Origin of the sequence: Stenotrophomonas maltophilia, from assembly GCF_003970865.1 — a bacterium.
Lineage (GTDB): Bacteria > Pseudomonadota > Gammaproteobacteria > Xanthomonadales > Xanthomonadaceae > Stenotrophomonas > Stenotrophomonas maltophilia_AR.
The window spans coordinates 19,539-34,618 of record NZ_RXLZ01000016.1 but is presented as its reverse complement, the minus strand read 5'-3'; the positions used below and the strand labels follow the sequence as shown (position 1 = coordinate 34,618).

The following is a 15,080-nucleotide window of genomic DNA, read 5'->3' as shown; positions in this document are numbered from 1 at the left end:
ACACCCCGGGCACTCAATCGCACTTGGGAATCATTTGTATTTGCAAGCTGGCATCCGGATAATCCGCCGTCACCGCCCTTCCCGGATTCCTGACGATGCCCGCCCTGTCGCCGCGCCGCCCGCTGCTGTATACGCTCGCCCTGCCCACCCTGCTGGCCTCGGCCATCGCCCAGGCCCAGGACGGCCCAGCGGCACGCACCCTGGACAAGGTGACCGTGGTGGCCGAGCGGGCCAGCACCGCGACCAAGACCGACACCGCCCTGACCGAGACGCCGCAGGCGATCAGCGTGGTCACCCAGCAGCTGTTCACCGATCGCGGTGCACACAACCTGCAGGAAGTGCTGCGCTACAGCGCTGGCGTCACCGCCGATGCCTGGGGCCTGGATACCCGCAACGATGCGACCTCGGTGCGCGGCCTGGACCCGGTGCAGTACCAGGATGGCCTGCGCCGCAGCTACGGGTTCAGCCCCCTCGCCCGCCCGGAGATCTATGGACTGGAACGGGTGGAAGTACTGCGCGGCCCGTCATCGGTGCTGTACGGTGCCGGCGCCACCGGCGGCATCATCAATGCGATGAGCAAGCGCCCGACCTTCGGCGCGCTCACGGGCGAGGTCGGCGTGCAGTTCGGCAGCTTCGACCGCAGGCAGCTTCAGGGTGACATCGGCGGTGCCTTGAACGATGCCGGTACGGTTGCCGGACGCTTCGTCGGGCTGGTGCGTGAATCGAACATGCAGACCGATGTACTCAACGATGACCGCATCTACCTGGCGCCCTCGATCAGCTGGCGCGGCGAACGCAGCACGCTGACCCTGCTGGCCAGCTACCAGCACGACAGGACCGGCTCCAGCCAGCAGTTCCTGCCCCTGGCAGCGACCCTGCTGGCGCCGCCAGGCCGTCGCCTGGACACCTCCACCTTCATCGGCCACCCCGGCTTTGATCGCATCGATTCGCGCGTCTACAGCCTGACCGCGCTGTTCGATCACAGCTTCAATGATGTGCTGAGCCTGCGCTCGGCGGTGCGCTACATCGATGGCAGGACCACCCTGCAGCAGATGTACGTGGACAGCTACAGCAATCCGGCAGATCCCTTCATCGACGCCGACCGCCGCGTGGTCAACCGCACCGCCTACGGCACCCGCCCCGACGTGCAGATCTTCAGCGCCGACAATGCGCTGCAGTTCGACTTCGCCACCGGTGCCTTCCAGCATCTGCTGCTGGCCGGTGTGGACTACAGCCAGTACAAGGAGCAGCTGCAGCGGCTGGACGCCACCGGCACGCCGATCGACATCTACACCCCGGTATCGGTCGCACCGATCGTGCGTGGCTGGGATCGTCAGCCGGACCAGACCTCCACCCAGCTGGGTGTCTATGTGCAGGACCAGATCCGCTGGGCCGACCGCGTCTCGCTGGTGCTGGGCGCGCGCCGCGACCATGCACGCTCCAGGACCGAAGGCCAACCCAGCCAGACCGACAACGCCACCACCTACCGCGCCGGCCTGATCGGCGACCTCGGCGCCGGAGTATCGCCCTACCTGAGCTACAGCGAATCGTTCCTGCCGGTCACTGGCCAGGACCTGTTCGGCCAGGCCTTCAAGCCGATGCGTGGCCGCCAGAGCGAGGCCGGCATCAAGTGGCAACCGGCACGCAACCTGCTGCTGACGATGGCGGCGTACCGCATCACCGAAACCAACCGGCAAACCAACGATCCGGACAACGTATTGAACGTGGTGCAGACCGGGCAGATCCGCTCCAAGGGCGTGGAACTGGAAGGGCAGTTCCAGTTCGCCAACGACCTGACGATCACCGCCGCCGTTGCGCGCAACGAGGCCGAGGTCAGCCGCAGCAACTTCGCGCTGGAAGTGGGCCAGCGCCTCAACGACACCCCACAGGACCTGGCCTCGGCCTGGGTGTCCAAGGGCTTCCAGCTGGACGATGCCGCACGCCTGCGTTTGGGGCTGGGCGTGCGCCATGTCGGCAACACGGCGTCGCTGGGTAATGGCGGGCGCATCATCACCCCCAGCTACACGTTGGCCGATGCCTTGGTGGAAGTGCAGGTGACCGACTGGACGATGGCATTGAACATCACCAACCTCACCGACAAGCGCTACTACGCCCCGTGCCGTACGTTTGGCGACTGCTTCGCCGGCTACCCGCGCGTGGTCACCGGCACCATCAGCTATCGGTTCTGAGCATTGCCAGCGCTGACCGATGGCCGCAGCAGCAGGTGCTGCCTGCACTGCCCACGCACGAAGGGCAGTTCTCGCTGCTATGGCCCGGTGGGCGCCATCCCGGTGCACGCCTGCGGGTGTTCATCGACTATGCCGTTGCCAACCTGTTCCGCGACGACGAGGCGTAGCGGATCCACCAAATCAGTTCGCACCCGCCGTCTGCAGGAAATTGCCCAGCACCGGCGACGGTGGTTCCGGGCGCACGCAGAACTGCAGGGCGAAACGGGCGGCTTCGCTCTCCAGCACGCGATAGACGATCTCCTGCGGGCGGAAGCTGGCCATGCTGGCCGGGACGATCGCCACGCCAGCGTCCACCGCCACCAGCGACAACACCGCGTGCATGCCCTGCGCTTCCTGCACCACGCGCGGGGTGAAGCCCGCCGCGGTGCACAGGCCCAGCACCTGCGCGTGGAAGCCGATGCCCTCACCCGCCGGCCATGAAACGAACGATTCGTCGGCCAGCATCGCCACACTGACCTCCGGCACGTCGGCCAGCGCATGAGCGCGCGGCAGCGCAATTGCCAGGCGGTCATGGTCGAAGTCGTGCAGCACCAGCTCGGCGGAGGGAATCGGTGGAATCAGCACGCCGACGTCGATGCGCTGCTCACGCAGCCACAACTGCTGCTGGCGCGACGTGACTTCCTGCAGGTGCAGTTGTACCTGCGGGTACTGCTGGCGGAAGCGGCGGATCAAGCCTGGCAGGCGCCCATACAGCGCACTGCCCACATAGCCCACGCGCAGGCTGCCGGACTGCCCGGCGGCGGCTTCGCGCGTGCGCTGCAATGCCTGCTCGGCCTGCTGCAGCGTTGCCCGCGCCTCCACCAGCAAGGTCTGCCCGGCCACGGTCAGGCCCAGCGTGCGGTTGCCGCGCACGATCAGTTCACTTCCGAGCTCGTCTTCCAGCCGTCGTATCGCCGCCGTCAGCGGCGGCTGTGACATGTGCAGGCGGGCGGCGGCGCGGTGGAAATGCAGTTCTTCGGCCACGGCGACATACTGGCGAAGCAGGCGCAGGTCGATCATCTCGATGCAAGCAATGGGAACCCGCCTAGGGTACGCCCTCAGCTGCGCGCGTCCACGCTGGCGCGGGCAATGGCTGGCCACTGCAGCGCCACCGACTCGATGCTGTCGGCACTGACCGCGCGCAGATCCCTTGGGTACGCCACATGCTCGGCCTCCTGCAGGCGCAGTGCGTGGAACTGGCCATTGCTTGCGCGCAGCACCCAGCCGCCGTCCTGGCAGCGCGTGGATGCCAGATAGGCCACACCTTGCGCAACAGCTTCCGGATGCAGTTCGTCGGGCTCGCCGTCGATGCCCCACATGCGCGTCTTCGCCACCGGCGAAACCGCATTGACCACGATGCCATGCTCGGTGCCTTCCAGCGCCAGCACATTGACCAGGCCGAGCGCGGCCAGTTTGCCCATTGCGTAGGCCGCCAGTCCGCGCTGTGCGTACTGCGGATACAGCGCGCGATCGGACGTGGTGATGACGATGCGACCACCACCCGCCGTGCGCATCGCGGGCCACGCCGCCTGCGCCAGCCACAGCGGCGTCTTCGCCGCCAGGCACAGCATCTGCTCCAGCGCCTCGTCCTCGATCGCTTCCAGTGGCTGGTACTCGACCCAGCCCGCGTTGTGGATCAGGAAGTCGATGCGGCCGTGCGCCTGCAGCAGTTCCTGCACCAGCGCATGGCAACCAGCACGATGGTCGATGGGACCGCTTGCGGCCTGCACCGGCAGACCCTGCGCCTGCAGCGCTTCGACGCTGCGCAGGATGCGCTGTGGATCGGCGCCGCGGCCATCGGTACCGGCACCGACGTCATGCATCACCACCTGCGCACCGCGCTCGGCCAGCAGGCGACTGTAGGCCAGGCCCAACCCACCCGCGGCACCGGTCACCAGGCCCACCTGGCCCTCGAAGGAAATACGCGAAATCGGCTTCATGCGCACAGCTTCAGCCAAGCGCACCGCCCCGGCCAATACCGTTGACCACCACCCACGATACGCCCCCGCTATCACCGGAAAAGGGGACGGAGGGATTAAGTCGTTTCAGGCACGGTAGGGCGAGTTACGACTTAATCCCCTCCGTCCCCTTTTCCTAGCGGCTGAAACGGCGCGCGCCGGCCACGCAGATCACCGCGACCACGGTCACCAGCACCATGCTGAGGCTGACCGATTCGTGCAGCAGCAGCGCGGCCAGGGCCAGGCCGAAGAAGGGCTGCAGCAGCTGCAGCTGGCCGACGGCGGCGATACCGCCCTGGGCCAGCCCGCGATACCAGAACAGGAAGCCGAGCAACATGCTGAACACCGCCACATACCCCAGTGCCCACCACGCCGAGGCATCGACCGCAGTAAACGAGGCCGGGCGCATCAGCACCGTCAACGGCAGCATCACCGGCAAGGCCAGCAGCAACGCCCAGCTGATCACCTGCCAACCGCCGAGATGACGGGCCAGCCGGCCACCTTCGGCGTAGCCCAGCCCGCACACCACGATGGCCGCCAGCATCAGCAGGTCGGCCTGCAACGACGCCTCGATGCCGTTGCGCACCGCATAGCCGACCACGCAGGCACTGCCCAGCAACGAAAACAGCCAGAACGCCGGACGCGGCCGTTCACCACCGCGCAGCACGCCGAACACCGCAGTGCTCAACGGCAACAGGCCGAGAAACACGATGGTGTGCGCCGACGATGCGTGACGCAGCGCGAGTGCGGTCAACAGCGGAAAGCCGACCACCACCCCGAGGCTGACCACCACCAGCCCCGGCAGGTCACTGCGCCGCGGCCACGGCTGGCGCAGCAGAAGGAGCAGGCCAAGGCCGAGCACGGCGGCAATGGTGGCGCGCGCAGCAGTGACGAATCCGGCATCCAGCTGCAGCACCGCAAGGCGGGTGGCCGGCAGGGAGCCAGCGAAGATCACCACACCAATGAAGCCATTGATCCAACCACTCGCCGACCGTTCCACGCCTGTACTCCTGAAGGTGCCGGACGATGCCCGGCTGGGCCTGTATGGAAGCATCCAGCGCGGGACGACCCCAGCTACAATCCAGTACAGTCTCAAGTAACTGTACTGCCCACACTTCCACTACGGTTCCGCCATGCCGCGTCCGCTCACCCGCATCGAATCGGTCATCCAGACCGTCCGCACCCGCATCAGTGCGCGGCTGGATGGTCCCGGCTCACGCCTGCCCTCAGTACGTGCGCAGGCGGCGGCGATGGGGGTATCGGTCTCCACCGTGGTCGAGGCCTACGAGCGCCTGGCGGCCGAAGGCCTGATCAGTGCGCGCGCAGGCTCGGGCTTCTACGTCAGTGGCCCGGCCGCACCGCTGGCGCTGGCCGAGATGGAGCCGCGGCTGGACCGCGCGGTGGATCCGCTGTGGGTATCACGGCAATCGCTGGAAACGCCGGCGGGCCACCTCAAGCCAGGTTGCGGCTGGATGCCCAGTGACTGGCTGTATCACGATGGCGTGCGCCGCGGCCTGCGCCGGCTGGCACGTGCCGATGCCATGCAGCTGGTCGACTACGCCGGCCCGCTCGGGCTGCCCGCATTGCGCCAGCTGCTGCAACGGCGCAGCGCGGCGCTGGGCATTGATGCACCGATGGAGCAGATCCTGCTGACCGAATCCGGCACGCACGCGGTCGACCTGCTCTGCCGCTTCCTGCTCAAGCCCGGGGACTGCGTGCTGGTGGATGATCCGAGCTACTTCAACTACCACGCGCTGCTGAAGGCGCACCAGGTGCAGGCCATCGGCGTGCCGTACACGCACAGCGGCCCGGACCTGGAGGCTTTTGCACAAGCACTGCAAGCGCATTCGCCGCGGCTGTACATCACCAACTCCGGCCTGCACAACCCGACCGGCGCGGTGCTATCCGCGAGCACCGCACACCGCCTGCTGGGCCTGGCCGAACGCAGCGAACTGATCATCGTCGAGGATGACATCTTCGCCGACTTCGAACTGCAGCCTGCACCGCGGCTGGCCGCGCTTGATGGACTGTCACGGGTGATCCACGTCGGCAGTTTCTCCAAGACGCTGTCGGCGGCCTCGCGCTGCGGCTACATCGCCGCGCGCCACGACTGGATCGAGGCGTTGACCGACCTGAAGCTGGCGACCAGCTTCGGCGGTGGCCATCTGGCCGCACAGTTGATGCACATCGCGCTGACCGACAGCGGTTACCGCCGCCACATGCAGTCGATACGTTCGCGCCTGGCCGATGCACGCCGGCACACGCTGCGGAAACTGCAGACGCTGGGCATCACGCCGTGGCTGCAGCCGGAAGCCGGCCTGTTCCTGTGGTGCCAGCTGCCCGATGGCCGCGACGCTGCCGCACTGGCGCGGCAATGCCTGCGCGAGGGCATCGTGCTGGCGCCGGGCAACGCGTTCAGCCAGTCGCAGCGCGCGGCCGACTATGTACGTTTCAACGTTTCGCAGTGCCAGGACCCGAGGGTCTGGCAGGTATTGGCGCGCGCGCTGCGTTGAGCTGGTAATGCGCGACCAGCGCATCCACCACCACGCGCAAGCCCGGCAACTGGCCGCGACGATGCCGCAGCGGCGCGCAATGCCTCTTGCGCGCCGCGCTACAGTGGTATGTCCCCCGCCGCAGGAATCCGCGCATGTCCACGTTCTCCGATCCGCAGGCGGTGGCCCGCTATGCCGAAGCGCCGCTGCGCCAGGTGCCCGGCTTCCTCGCCCTGCAGCAGATGAGCCGCCTGCTGCTGGCCGAACGCGTTCCCGCACAGGGCCGCGTGCTGGTGCTGGGCGCCGGTGGCGGGCTGGAGCTGAAGGCTTTTGCCGAGGCGCAGCCGGGCTGGCAGCTGCTGGGCGTGGACCCGGCTGCACCGATGCTGGCCCTGGCCGAACAGACACTGGGTCCGCTGATGTCGCGCGTGCAGCTGCTGGAAGGCTACATCGACGATGCGCCCGATCTGCGCTTCGACGGTGCCAGTTGCCTGCTGACCCTGCACTTCCTCGACGCCGCGCAGCGCCTGCACACGCTGCGCGAGCTGCACCGGCGCCTGCAGCCCGGCGCACCGCTGGTGGTGGCCCACCACAGCGTGCCGCAGGATCCGGCCGGCAAGCTGCGCTGGTTGCAGCGCTACGCAGCGTTCGCCGAAGCCTCGGGCGTTGCCCACGCCGATGCACAGCGCGCGATCGAGGCCATTGCCGAGCGGCTGCCGCTGCTGGCCCCCGAACAGGAAGTAGCGCTGCTGCAGGAGGCTGGCTTCGACGGTGTGGAGCTGTTCTATGCAGGCTTCAGCTTCAAGGGCTGGGTGGCGTACGCCGGGTGATGCCTACGGCACCACGGTGATGCCGATGCGCTGCATCAACAACGCTACCTGCTGCACGTCCAGCGTGGCGCCGCGCAGGCTGGTGCTGCGCAGGTCCAGCTCACCCAGCTCCGAGTTGGTCAGGTCGCAGTCGGTGAAGTTGGCGCTGTTCCAGTCGATGCCCTCGAACTGGCCGCCGGACAGGTCCGAGCCGGCGAAGCTGGCGCCACTCACATTCGCGCCATCCCATCGGTTTTCCCACAGCTCGCACTTTTCCAGCGTTACCCGCGAGAAATTGGCATAGCGCAGGTTCGACTTCTTGATGAACGCGCTGCAGAACCAGCTGCGCGTGGTGATCTGGTTCATGAAGCTGGCGTTGCTGAAATCCGCGCCCTGCGCACGGCACTCGCTGATCTCCAGGCCCAGCGCCTTGATGAAATTGAAATGGCACATGCTGATGTCGCAGCTGCGGAAACTGGCTTCCTTCAGCGTGGCGCCGTTGAAGCGGCAGCCGGTGCGGCTGTCGGCATCGTAGAAACTGCAGTTGATGAACTCGGTGCCGGTCAGGTCGGCACCGGAGAAATCGCACTCGTGGAACTGCTGGTCGACCACTTTCTGGCCGGTGTACTGGTCCGCGCCGATGCGCAGCTTGCGGTGAAGGGTGGGGGACATCAGGGATTCCATGCCAGGTGCCCCGCCATCATGCCGGGCCGCGGGGGCGATCCATAGACCCCGCGGCGGGCGGGTTCACCGGCAGTCCAGCCGCCCTGTACCCTCCCGACGAATGCACGTTGTTGCACGTTTATGCACGAACGTGCAGACTTGTGGCATGAGCGCCGACCCCAGCCCCCTACCCGCCCAGCGCACCCGGCAGATCCTCGAGGAGCTGCGCCAGCAGGGCCGCGTGGTCGCCGCCGAACTGGCGCGCCGTTATGCCGTCTCCGAAGATTCGATCCGCCGCGACCTGCGCGAGCTCGCCGCCCAGGGCCTGTGCCAGCGCGTCTACGGCGGCGCCGTGCTGCCGCCGCCCAAGGAACGGCCGCTGCGCGAGCGCCTGACCCGCGACCGCGGCGACAAGGCCGAGCTGGCCGCCCGCGTCTGCGCGCTGCTGCAACCCGGCCAGGTCGTACTGCTCGATGCCGGTTCGACCAATCTGGCGATCGCCCAGCAGCTGCCGGCCGCTCTCTGCTTGACGGTGATCACCAACGCGCCACAGATCGCCACCGCCGCCAGCATGCTTCAAGGCACCTCGGTGCAGCTGATCGGCGGCCGCCTGGCCAGCGGTGGCGGTGCGGTCGGTGCAGAAGCGCTGGCCCAGGTGCAGCGCCTGCGTGCCGACGTGTACCTGCCCGGCCCCTGCGCGGTGGACGGCGACACCGGCGTGTGGGCAATGGATTCGGAAGAAGCCACGCTGAAGCGCGCGATGGTGGCCTGCAGCAGCCGCGTCATCGTCGCCGCCACCACTGAAAAGCTCGGTGCGCGCGGCAACTGGCAGATCGCCAGCCTGGACGAGTTCGACGACCTGGTGCTGACCACCACCGCACCACCCGCACTGGCGGCTCGCTTCCGCGCCGCCGGCATCGCGGTGCACCCCACACCCCCCTGACCGTACCGCCCATGTCCCTTGCCAACCGCGCGCGTGCCGAACAGCACGCGACCCGCGCTGCGTTCTTCATTCCCGGCTTCGCCACCGCGCTGTGGGCCACCCTGGTGCCGTTCGCAAAGGCACGCACCGAAATCAACGACGCCACGCTGGGGCTGGTGCTGCTCTGCCTCGGTGCCGGTTCGCTGCTGGCGATGCCCTTGTCCGGCGTGCTGGCCGCACGCCTCGGTTGCCGCCGGGTGATGGTGGCCAGCAGTCTGCTGATCTGCCTGACCGTGCCCGGCCTGGCACTGGCCGGTTCGGCCTGGACGCTGGGCGTGGTGCTGTTCGTGTTCGGTGCGGCCGTGGGCGCGATGGACTGCACGATGAACGTGCAGGCCGTCATCGTCGAGCGCGAAGCACGGCGCGTGATGATGTCCGGCTTCCATGCCTTCTTCAGCATCGGCGGCTTCCTCGGCGCGGCCACCATGACCGTGCTGCTGTCCGCACAGTTGCCGCCCTTGGCATCGGTGCTGATCGGTGTCGGCGCCATGCTGCTGGTGATGCTGTTGTCGGCAACGTACTGGCACAGCGAACGCATGCCGCACGACACACCGATGCTGGCCCTGCCGCACGGCATCGTGCTGTTCATCGGCGTACTGGCGTTCGTTGCGTTCCTCGGCGAAGGTGCGATGCTGGACTGGAGCGCGGTGTTCCTCAGCGACGTGCGTCGCGTCGATGCCAGTCTTGCCGGCATCGGCTATGTGACCTTCACCCTGACCATGACCGTCGCGCGCCTGTTCGGCGATGCACTGGTGGCACGCGTGGGCCGCCAGCGCGCGATCGTGTTCGGCGCGTTGCTCGCCGCCGCGGGCGTACTGGTGCTGACCCTGGTCACGCCGTGGCAGGCGTCGCTGGTGGGCTATGTGCTGGTCGGCCTCGGCTGCGCCAACATCGCGCCGGCACTGTTCTCGCTGGCTGGCCACCAGACCCGCATGCCCGGCGCGCTGGCCATCACCGCCGTTTCCACGCTGGGCTTCGCCGGCATCCTTGCCGGACCGGCGTTGATCGGCTTTGCCGCCAATCATTTCGGTCTGATTGCTGCGTTCATCGGTGTGGCCACAGCCTTGTTGCTGGTGGCCGTGTCCACACGTTGGCTGCGGGTTTAGTCCAGGGCATCAGCGCCGCCTGCGCCGCAGCTTCATCCGCAACCGGCGGTAGCCGATCACCGTGGCCGTCGCGCACAGCGCAGTGCCCGCCAGGCTCAGCAGCAGCAACACCGCCGGCCGGGTGGTGTCCTGACGCAGCATCGCAGGCAGGTCCCAGCTGTGCAGGAAGTAGAACAGCCAGCGCCCCGCCCGCTCGCGATGCCCCATCGTCAGCAACGGGTCGCCGGTGGCCAGATCGAGGTAGACCCGCGTCGCCTCGGCATCGCCGAAATCAGCCACCGCCACCGGGAAGCGGCGTACCGCCGCGCCGTTCATGGCTTCCGGTGCACGCGGGTAGAAGTACGCATCCGCTGCATGCTGGACCCAGTACCCCTGCATGGGGGCATCCGACAGCGCCCGCACCTTCTGCTGCAACCACGCGGCCGGCAGCAACCGCGCAACCTGCAGATGGCCGTCACTGCCGGACACAATGCGGGTATTGCCTTGCCCATCCAGCAACACCGCGAACAGCTCGCCACCGATGCGTCGCCACTGGATCTCCACCGGCTTGAAGCGCTCGGCGTCGACGGCCGTCAGCAGCGCCGTCGGTTCGCCCAGTGCGCCATCCACCGCCACCGGACCACCTCGATAGCGTCCGCTGTCGATCGCCTCGCGCGTGCTACTGAAGACGCCCAACGGGTTCATCGACATCAGCCCGCTGAAGATCCAGGTGAATACGAAGGCCGCAGCCACCAGCCCGATCAGATGGTGCCAGCGCATCCATGGTTCGACGTATGGCGTCTTCGCACCCGAACGGTAGTGCCCACGGAAACGCCAGCGCCACACACCCACCACGATGCCGCTGACGGCGGCAACGGTGCACAGCGCGGACAGCACGATCACCACCCACGTCCACACCGGGTCCACCGACTGCATGCGCAGGAAGTACAGCCAGTGCAGCCAGGCGCCCACATAGTTCCAGCGCTGCTGCACATGCGGTGCGTCCAGCACCACTTCGCCGGTGTGCGAAGACACATACAGATCACCCGGCTGCGCGCCCCCCACCTCCACCCGGTACAGCGGCCGGTGCGCGTCCAGCCCGCGCGAATGCGTCCAGCGGTCTTCATCCACGCGCGTCGCACCCACGAAGGCCTGGCCGCCCGCGAACTGCGCAGCAGATGCTTCGGCACGCTGTGCCGACACCGGCAGCAGCGCCTGGCCGGTCACGGCAGACCAGGCGCCCACATTGCTGCCATTGCGCACCACGTACGCAGGCTCGCCACGCAGCGTCGTCAGCGCCACAACCTCCGGCTCGGCCTGCACCACGGCAGGCAGTACCGACAGCCCCTGCAAATCGCGAGCATCCCCCAGCACCGGCAACGCCGCCAGCCGCTCACCGGGTGTCAGCTTCGGGTAACCAATGAACAGCATCACCATGCCGCTGACAAACCACAGCAGCATCAGCAGGCATCCGCCGATGCCCAGCCAGCGGTGCGCCAGATAGGTCCAGCGCTTGGCGGTGGATCGCAACGTCATCGCCAGCGTCCTCAGAAGCGGTGATCGACGGTGAATTCGACGCGCCGGTCCGCACCCAGCAGCCACTGCGTGCTGGTGTAGTACGCGGTGGCGTAGTACGCCTTGTCGAACACGTTGAACAGCCGTGCGGACAGACGCGTGCGCGGCGCCGCCTGCCAGGTCAGTGCCAGGTCGGTGGTGCTGTAGCCGGGCAGCTCCAATGTGTTGGCGTTGTCGGCGTAGCGCTTGCCGACGTAACGCACGCCACCCGCCGCACTCCAGCCCGGTGCAAACTGCCAGCTCAGCCACACATTGGCCAGGCGCTCGGCCACGTTCGGTGGCACGTTGCCATCACGCGACACCAGCACCGCCGGCGAACCGGTGGTTTCCAGGAAGTCCTCGAACTCGGCCTTCAGCACCGTGGCGTTGGCATCGAGCGACCAGCGCGGCGCGAAGTTCCAGCTCAAGGACGCCTCAATGCCACGTGAGGTCTGCGCGCCCACCTGCACGCGGCGATCCGGCACCAGCGGATCGCGGCTGAGCAGCCCGGTCTTGCGGATGCGGTACGCCGCCAGCGTCCACTCGCCACCATCGAAGGCCTGCTTCAGGCCCACCTCGATCTGCCGCCCCTTGGCCAGATCGAAGGCACCATTGGCCGGGCTGATCATCAACAGGCCACTGACCGGGTCCGCCGCCTGCGAGTACTGCGCATACAGGCTCAACGTCGGCTGCAGCGCGAATACCGTGCCTGCACGCCAGCCGGTGCTGCTGTAGGTCTTCGAGAACGCATTCTGGCCGCTGACCAGATCGGTCCGATCGATGCGCGCGCGGTCGTGGCGCAGCCCACCCAGTACCGACCAGCGCTCGTTCAGCGCCAACCGGTCCTCCACGAACAGCGCGTACTGTTCGGCACGGTTGCGATAGCGCGGCAGGTTCGGCGCGTCGCTGGTGAACTGGCCCGGCACCGGATCGAACGGATCGACCGGGCCCGAGCTGCCGGCATAGGTGTTGTTGGTGTGCTTGAAGTGCGCGCGGTTCGCATCCAGGCCCACCGCGAAGCTGTTCTGCAGGCCACCCACCGTTCCCTGCACACGCAGCGTCGAGGTCAGTCCGCTCTGGTCCTGGTTGTGGGTGATCTCGGTGTTGCCTGAGCGATCGATCAAACCGGTGACCCCGTTGTAGACATAGGCTTCGGCATTGCGCCAATCGCGCTGGCTGTCGATCTGGTAGAGGCGCGTACGCCATTCGACGTTTGCGTTCGGCGTCCACAGCGCATCGAGCTGGGTCCAGCGGTCGCGGTAGCGGATCTCGCTGTCGTCCACGTTGTAGTTGCGGTGGCGCAGCTCCTCGAGCTGGCAGCCATCCACCAGCGGCGTGCCGAAGTAGCGCATCGGTTGCTGATGGCCCTGCGCATGGGTGAGGGTCAGCTGCAGGTCCGCGCGCGGCTGCCACAGCAAGGCACCGGAGAAGGTCGCATCGCTGTTTCGGCCACGGTCAACCCAGCCACCGCTGTAGTTGCCACTCACGTCCAGCCGATAGGCCAGGTCCGGGGTCAACGCACCGCCGCTGCCGAAGCCCAGGCGTGCGGTGTCCTCGCTGCCGACGGTCACGCTAATCTCGTTCTCGATGGCGCCACGCGAGGGCTTCTTCGGCACGATGTTGATCACGCCGCCGATCGCACCGTCGCCATGGATCACCGAAGCCGGCCCGCGCAGCACTTCGATGCGCTCGATCGACCAGGTGTCGAACGGGAAGGTGATGCCCACGCCGCCGTACTGGCGCAGCCCGTCGTACAGCCGCATCACCGAGGCACCGTCGGTGAAGCCGCGACTGGACAGCGCACTCAGGCCATTGCCGGGGTGCGGCATCGCACTGATCGCACCCGCCCGGCTGATCGCATCGTTGAGGTTGGTGTCGCCACGCTGCTCCAGCTGTTCGCGCGAGATCACGGTCAGGCTTGCTGGCGTCTGCAGCACGCTCAGGCCCAGCGCAGACCCGGCGCTGGCGGTGGAAGACAGTTCACCGCTGCGGGTGTCGACCACGCGCACGGTATCCAGCGTGGTCGGAGGTGCCGCATCGGCGGCAAGGGCGGGCACGGCGTGCAGCAGGGACATGCACAGCGCAGGCAGCGCCGCCCTGCGCAGGCGCGCGGAGTTGGGGTTGGTTTTCATTTATTCACGGCATGCAGGGCCACCCCGCAGTGGCAGGGCAGCTCAGGGAGTTCGGGGAACGCGCACGCAGTAGTGCCAGGCCATGCCTGGCAGCTTGGGAAAATCAATCCAAAGGCGTGCGCGCAGGGCTCAGACGGCCATCAGTGCCGGCGGCCCACGCGCTCCCAATGTGCCGCTGATCCGTTGCGGCAACGCCTGCACCGCACCGCGCAGCGCGCGGCATACCGGCGCCATCGGCGCCAACAGCAGCAATGCCGCCACCAGCAGGGTGATCAGCCGCGCGGCGATCAGGCAGTAATCGCAGTCCACGCCCATCTCATGGTCGGCGTGTGGATCGGCGGCCGGCTTCGGCGTCGATTCGCCGTGCTGCATCGCCATCGCGTGATGGTCGTGGTGCCCTTCCATCGTGTGCTGCGCATGCTCTGCGTGCATCGCGTGGTGCATCGCCGCCACCGGCGCAGCGGTAGCCACGTGACCGTGCGCCAGCCAGCGGCTCACCAACGGGGCGAGCAGCACCAGCAGCATGGCAAGCCATGCCAGGGACTGGAACCGGCGGTGGAGGACAGAACGACGCACGCCGCCATTCTACGGGGCTGCAGCCAACCTTGGACTACGTTCAGGGTTTGGCCCCTGCGACACGGTGACGCAGGGCTGTGCTGCCGGCCACAGCGATGGGTATGCCCTCCCTGCGCACGCCCATCACGCTGTGGATCCACGCCATGCGTGGATGCCTTTCGCGCATCAACTCACGTACTGCGCAACCCCGTTACCGAACGACCAGTTCTCCTTCTTCACTTCCACCAGGTTGATGAACACATCCTCGCGGCGGATGCCCACCGCCGCGTGCAGGCCATCAGCGATGCCGACGTACAGTGCCTTCTTCTGCTCCAGTGTGCGCCCTTCGTTCCAGGTGATCTGGATACAGATGAAGTCGTCGGTGCGGTTCACGCCCAGATAGCCGGGGTCGTAGATCAGCGTGCCGGGTGCGTGTTCCTGGAAGATCTGGAAGCGATCGTTTTCCGGCACGCCCACCGCGCGCATGGCCTGGTAGATGGTTTCACCGACGCGTTGCAGGTAGTCGGCGGATTTACCTTTGCGAAGATCGATGCGGGCGAGCGGCATGGCGGGGCTCCAGAGTGGATGGGTACGGCAGCAGGCTGAGACTACGCCTGCCCGG

The 15,080-nt window shown here is 67.4% G+C and carries 13 protein-coding genes and 1 pseudogene; 6 read left to right on the top strand and 8 right to left on the bottom strand.

What is annotated here, in order from left to right:
• The first annotated feature begins 95 nt into the window (after positions 1-95).
• The gene (locus tag EKL94_RS07290; RefSeq protein WP_126928576.1) at positions 96-2,189 is read left to right on the top strand and encodes a TonB-dependent siderophore receptor; all 2,094 of its coding nucleotides are present in this window, start codon (positions 96-98) and stop codon (positions 2,187-2,189) included.
• Positions 2,190-2,356, top strand: a pseudogene (locus tag EKL94_RS07285) (LysR family transcriptional regulator); the annotation flags it as partial.
• A 13-nt stretch (positions 2,357-2,369) separates the two neighbouring features.
• Here EKL94_RS07285 and EKL94_RS07280 read toward each other — a convergent pair.
• The 3 genes from EKL94_RS07280 to EKL94_RS07270 form a co-directional block, all read right to left on the bottom strand.
• A complete protein-coding gene (locus tag EKL94_RS07280; RefSeq protein ID WP_126928575.1) occupies positions 2,370-3,248 on the bottom strand; it encodes a LysR family transcriptional regulator in 879 nt (292 codons plus the stop codon).
• A 38-nt stretch (positions 3,249-3,286) separates the two neighbouring features.
• The gene (locus EKL94_RS07275) at positions 3,287-4,168 is read right to left on the bottom strand and encodes an SDR family NAD(P)-dependent oxidoreductase (protein ID WP_126928574.1); all 882 of its coding nucleotides are present in this window, start codon (positions 4,166-4,168) and stop codon (positions 3,287-3,289) included.
• Positions 4,169-4,322: 154 nt separating this feature from the next.
• Positions 4,323-5,186 (bottom strand): DMT family transporter, encoded by an 864-nt coding sequence (locus EKL94_RS07270; RefSeq protein ID WP_126928573.1) that lies wholly within the window; start codon positions 5,184-5,186, stop codon positions 4,323-4,325.
• Between the two features lie 133 nt (positions 5,187-5,319).
• On the opposite strand from EKL94_RS07270, the gene EKL94_RS07265 reads away from it, so the two are divergent.
• Both EKL94_RS07265 and EKL94_RS07255 read left to right on the top strand, forming a co-directional pair.
• Entirely contained in the window at positions 5,320-6,699 is a 1,380-nt protein-coding gene (locus EKL94_RS07265) for an aminotransferase-like domain-containing protein (protein WP_126928572.1), read from the top strand.
• 134 nt (positions 6,700-6,833) lie between these two features.
• Positions 6,834-7,508, top strand: a complete 675-nt coding sequence (locus EKL94_RS07255; protein ID WP_126928571.1) for a class I SAM-dependent methyltransferase — start codon at positions 6,834-6,836, stop codon at positions 7,506-7,508.
• A 3-nt stretch (positions 7,509-7,511) separates the two neighbouring features.
• Here EKL94_RS07255 and smqnr read toward each other — a convergent pair whose 3' ends face one another.
• Entirely contained in the window at positions 7,512-8,159 is a 648-nt protein-coding gene (gene smqnr, locus EKL94_RS07250; protein ID WP_126928570.1) for a SmQnr family pentapeptide repeat protein, read from the bottom strand.
• 157 nt (positions 8,160-8,316) lie between these two features.
• On the opposite strand from smqnr, the gene EKL94_RS07245 reads away from it, so the two are divergent.
• Together EKL94_RS07245 and EKL94_RS07240 are read left to right on the top strand one after the other, a co-directional pair.
• On the top strand, positions 8,317-9,093 hold the full coding sequence (locus tag EKL94_RS07245; RefSeq protein ID WP_126928569.1) for a DeoR/GlpR family DNA-binding transcription regulator: 777 nt from the start codon (positions 8,317-8,319) through the stop codon (positions 9,091-9,093).
• Positions 9,094-9,104: 11 nt separating this feature from the next.
• Entirely contained in the window at positions 9,105-10,238 is a 1,134-nt protein-coding gene (locus EKL94_RS07240; RefSeq protein WP_126928568.1) for an MFS transporter, read from the top strand.
• 9 nt (positions 10,239-10,247) lie between these two features.
• Here the strand turns inward: EKL94_RS07240 and EKL94_RS07235 are convergent, their stop codons facing one another.
• From EKL94_RS07235 to EKL94_RS07220, 4 genes are all read right to left on the bottom strand, one after another.
• The gene (locus EKL94_RS07235) at positions 10,248-11,753 is read right to left on the bottom strand and encodes a PepSY domain-containing protein (RefSeq protein ID WP_126928567.1); all 1,506 of its coding nucleotides are present in this window, start codon (positions 11,751-11,753) and stop codon (positions 10,248-10,250) included.
• An 11-nt stretch (positions 11,754-11,764) separates the two neighbouring features.
• Positions 11,765-13,903 carry a TonB-dependent receptor gene (locus EKL94_RS07230; protein ID WP_126928566.1) on the bottom strand — a complete coding sequence of 713 codons (2,139 nt, stop codon included), beginning with the start codon at positions 13,901-13,903 and terminating at the stop codon, positions 11,765-11,767.
• Between the two features lie 129 nt (positions 13,904-14,032).
• The gene (locus EKL94_RS07225; RefSeq protein ID WP_126928600.1) at positions 14,033-14,428 is read right to left on the bottom strand and encodes a DUF2946 family protein; all 396 of its coding nucleotides are present in this window, start codon (positions 14,426-14,428) and stop codon (positions 14,033-14,035) included.
• A 216-nt stretch (positions 14,429-14,644) separates the two neighbouring features.
• A complete protein-coding gene (locus EKL94_RS07220; RefSeq protein WP_126928565.1) occupies positions 14,645-15,025 on the bottom strand; it encodes a tautomerase family protein in 381 nt (126 codons plus the stop codon).
• Positions 15,026-15,080: the final 55 nt, after the last annotated feature.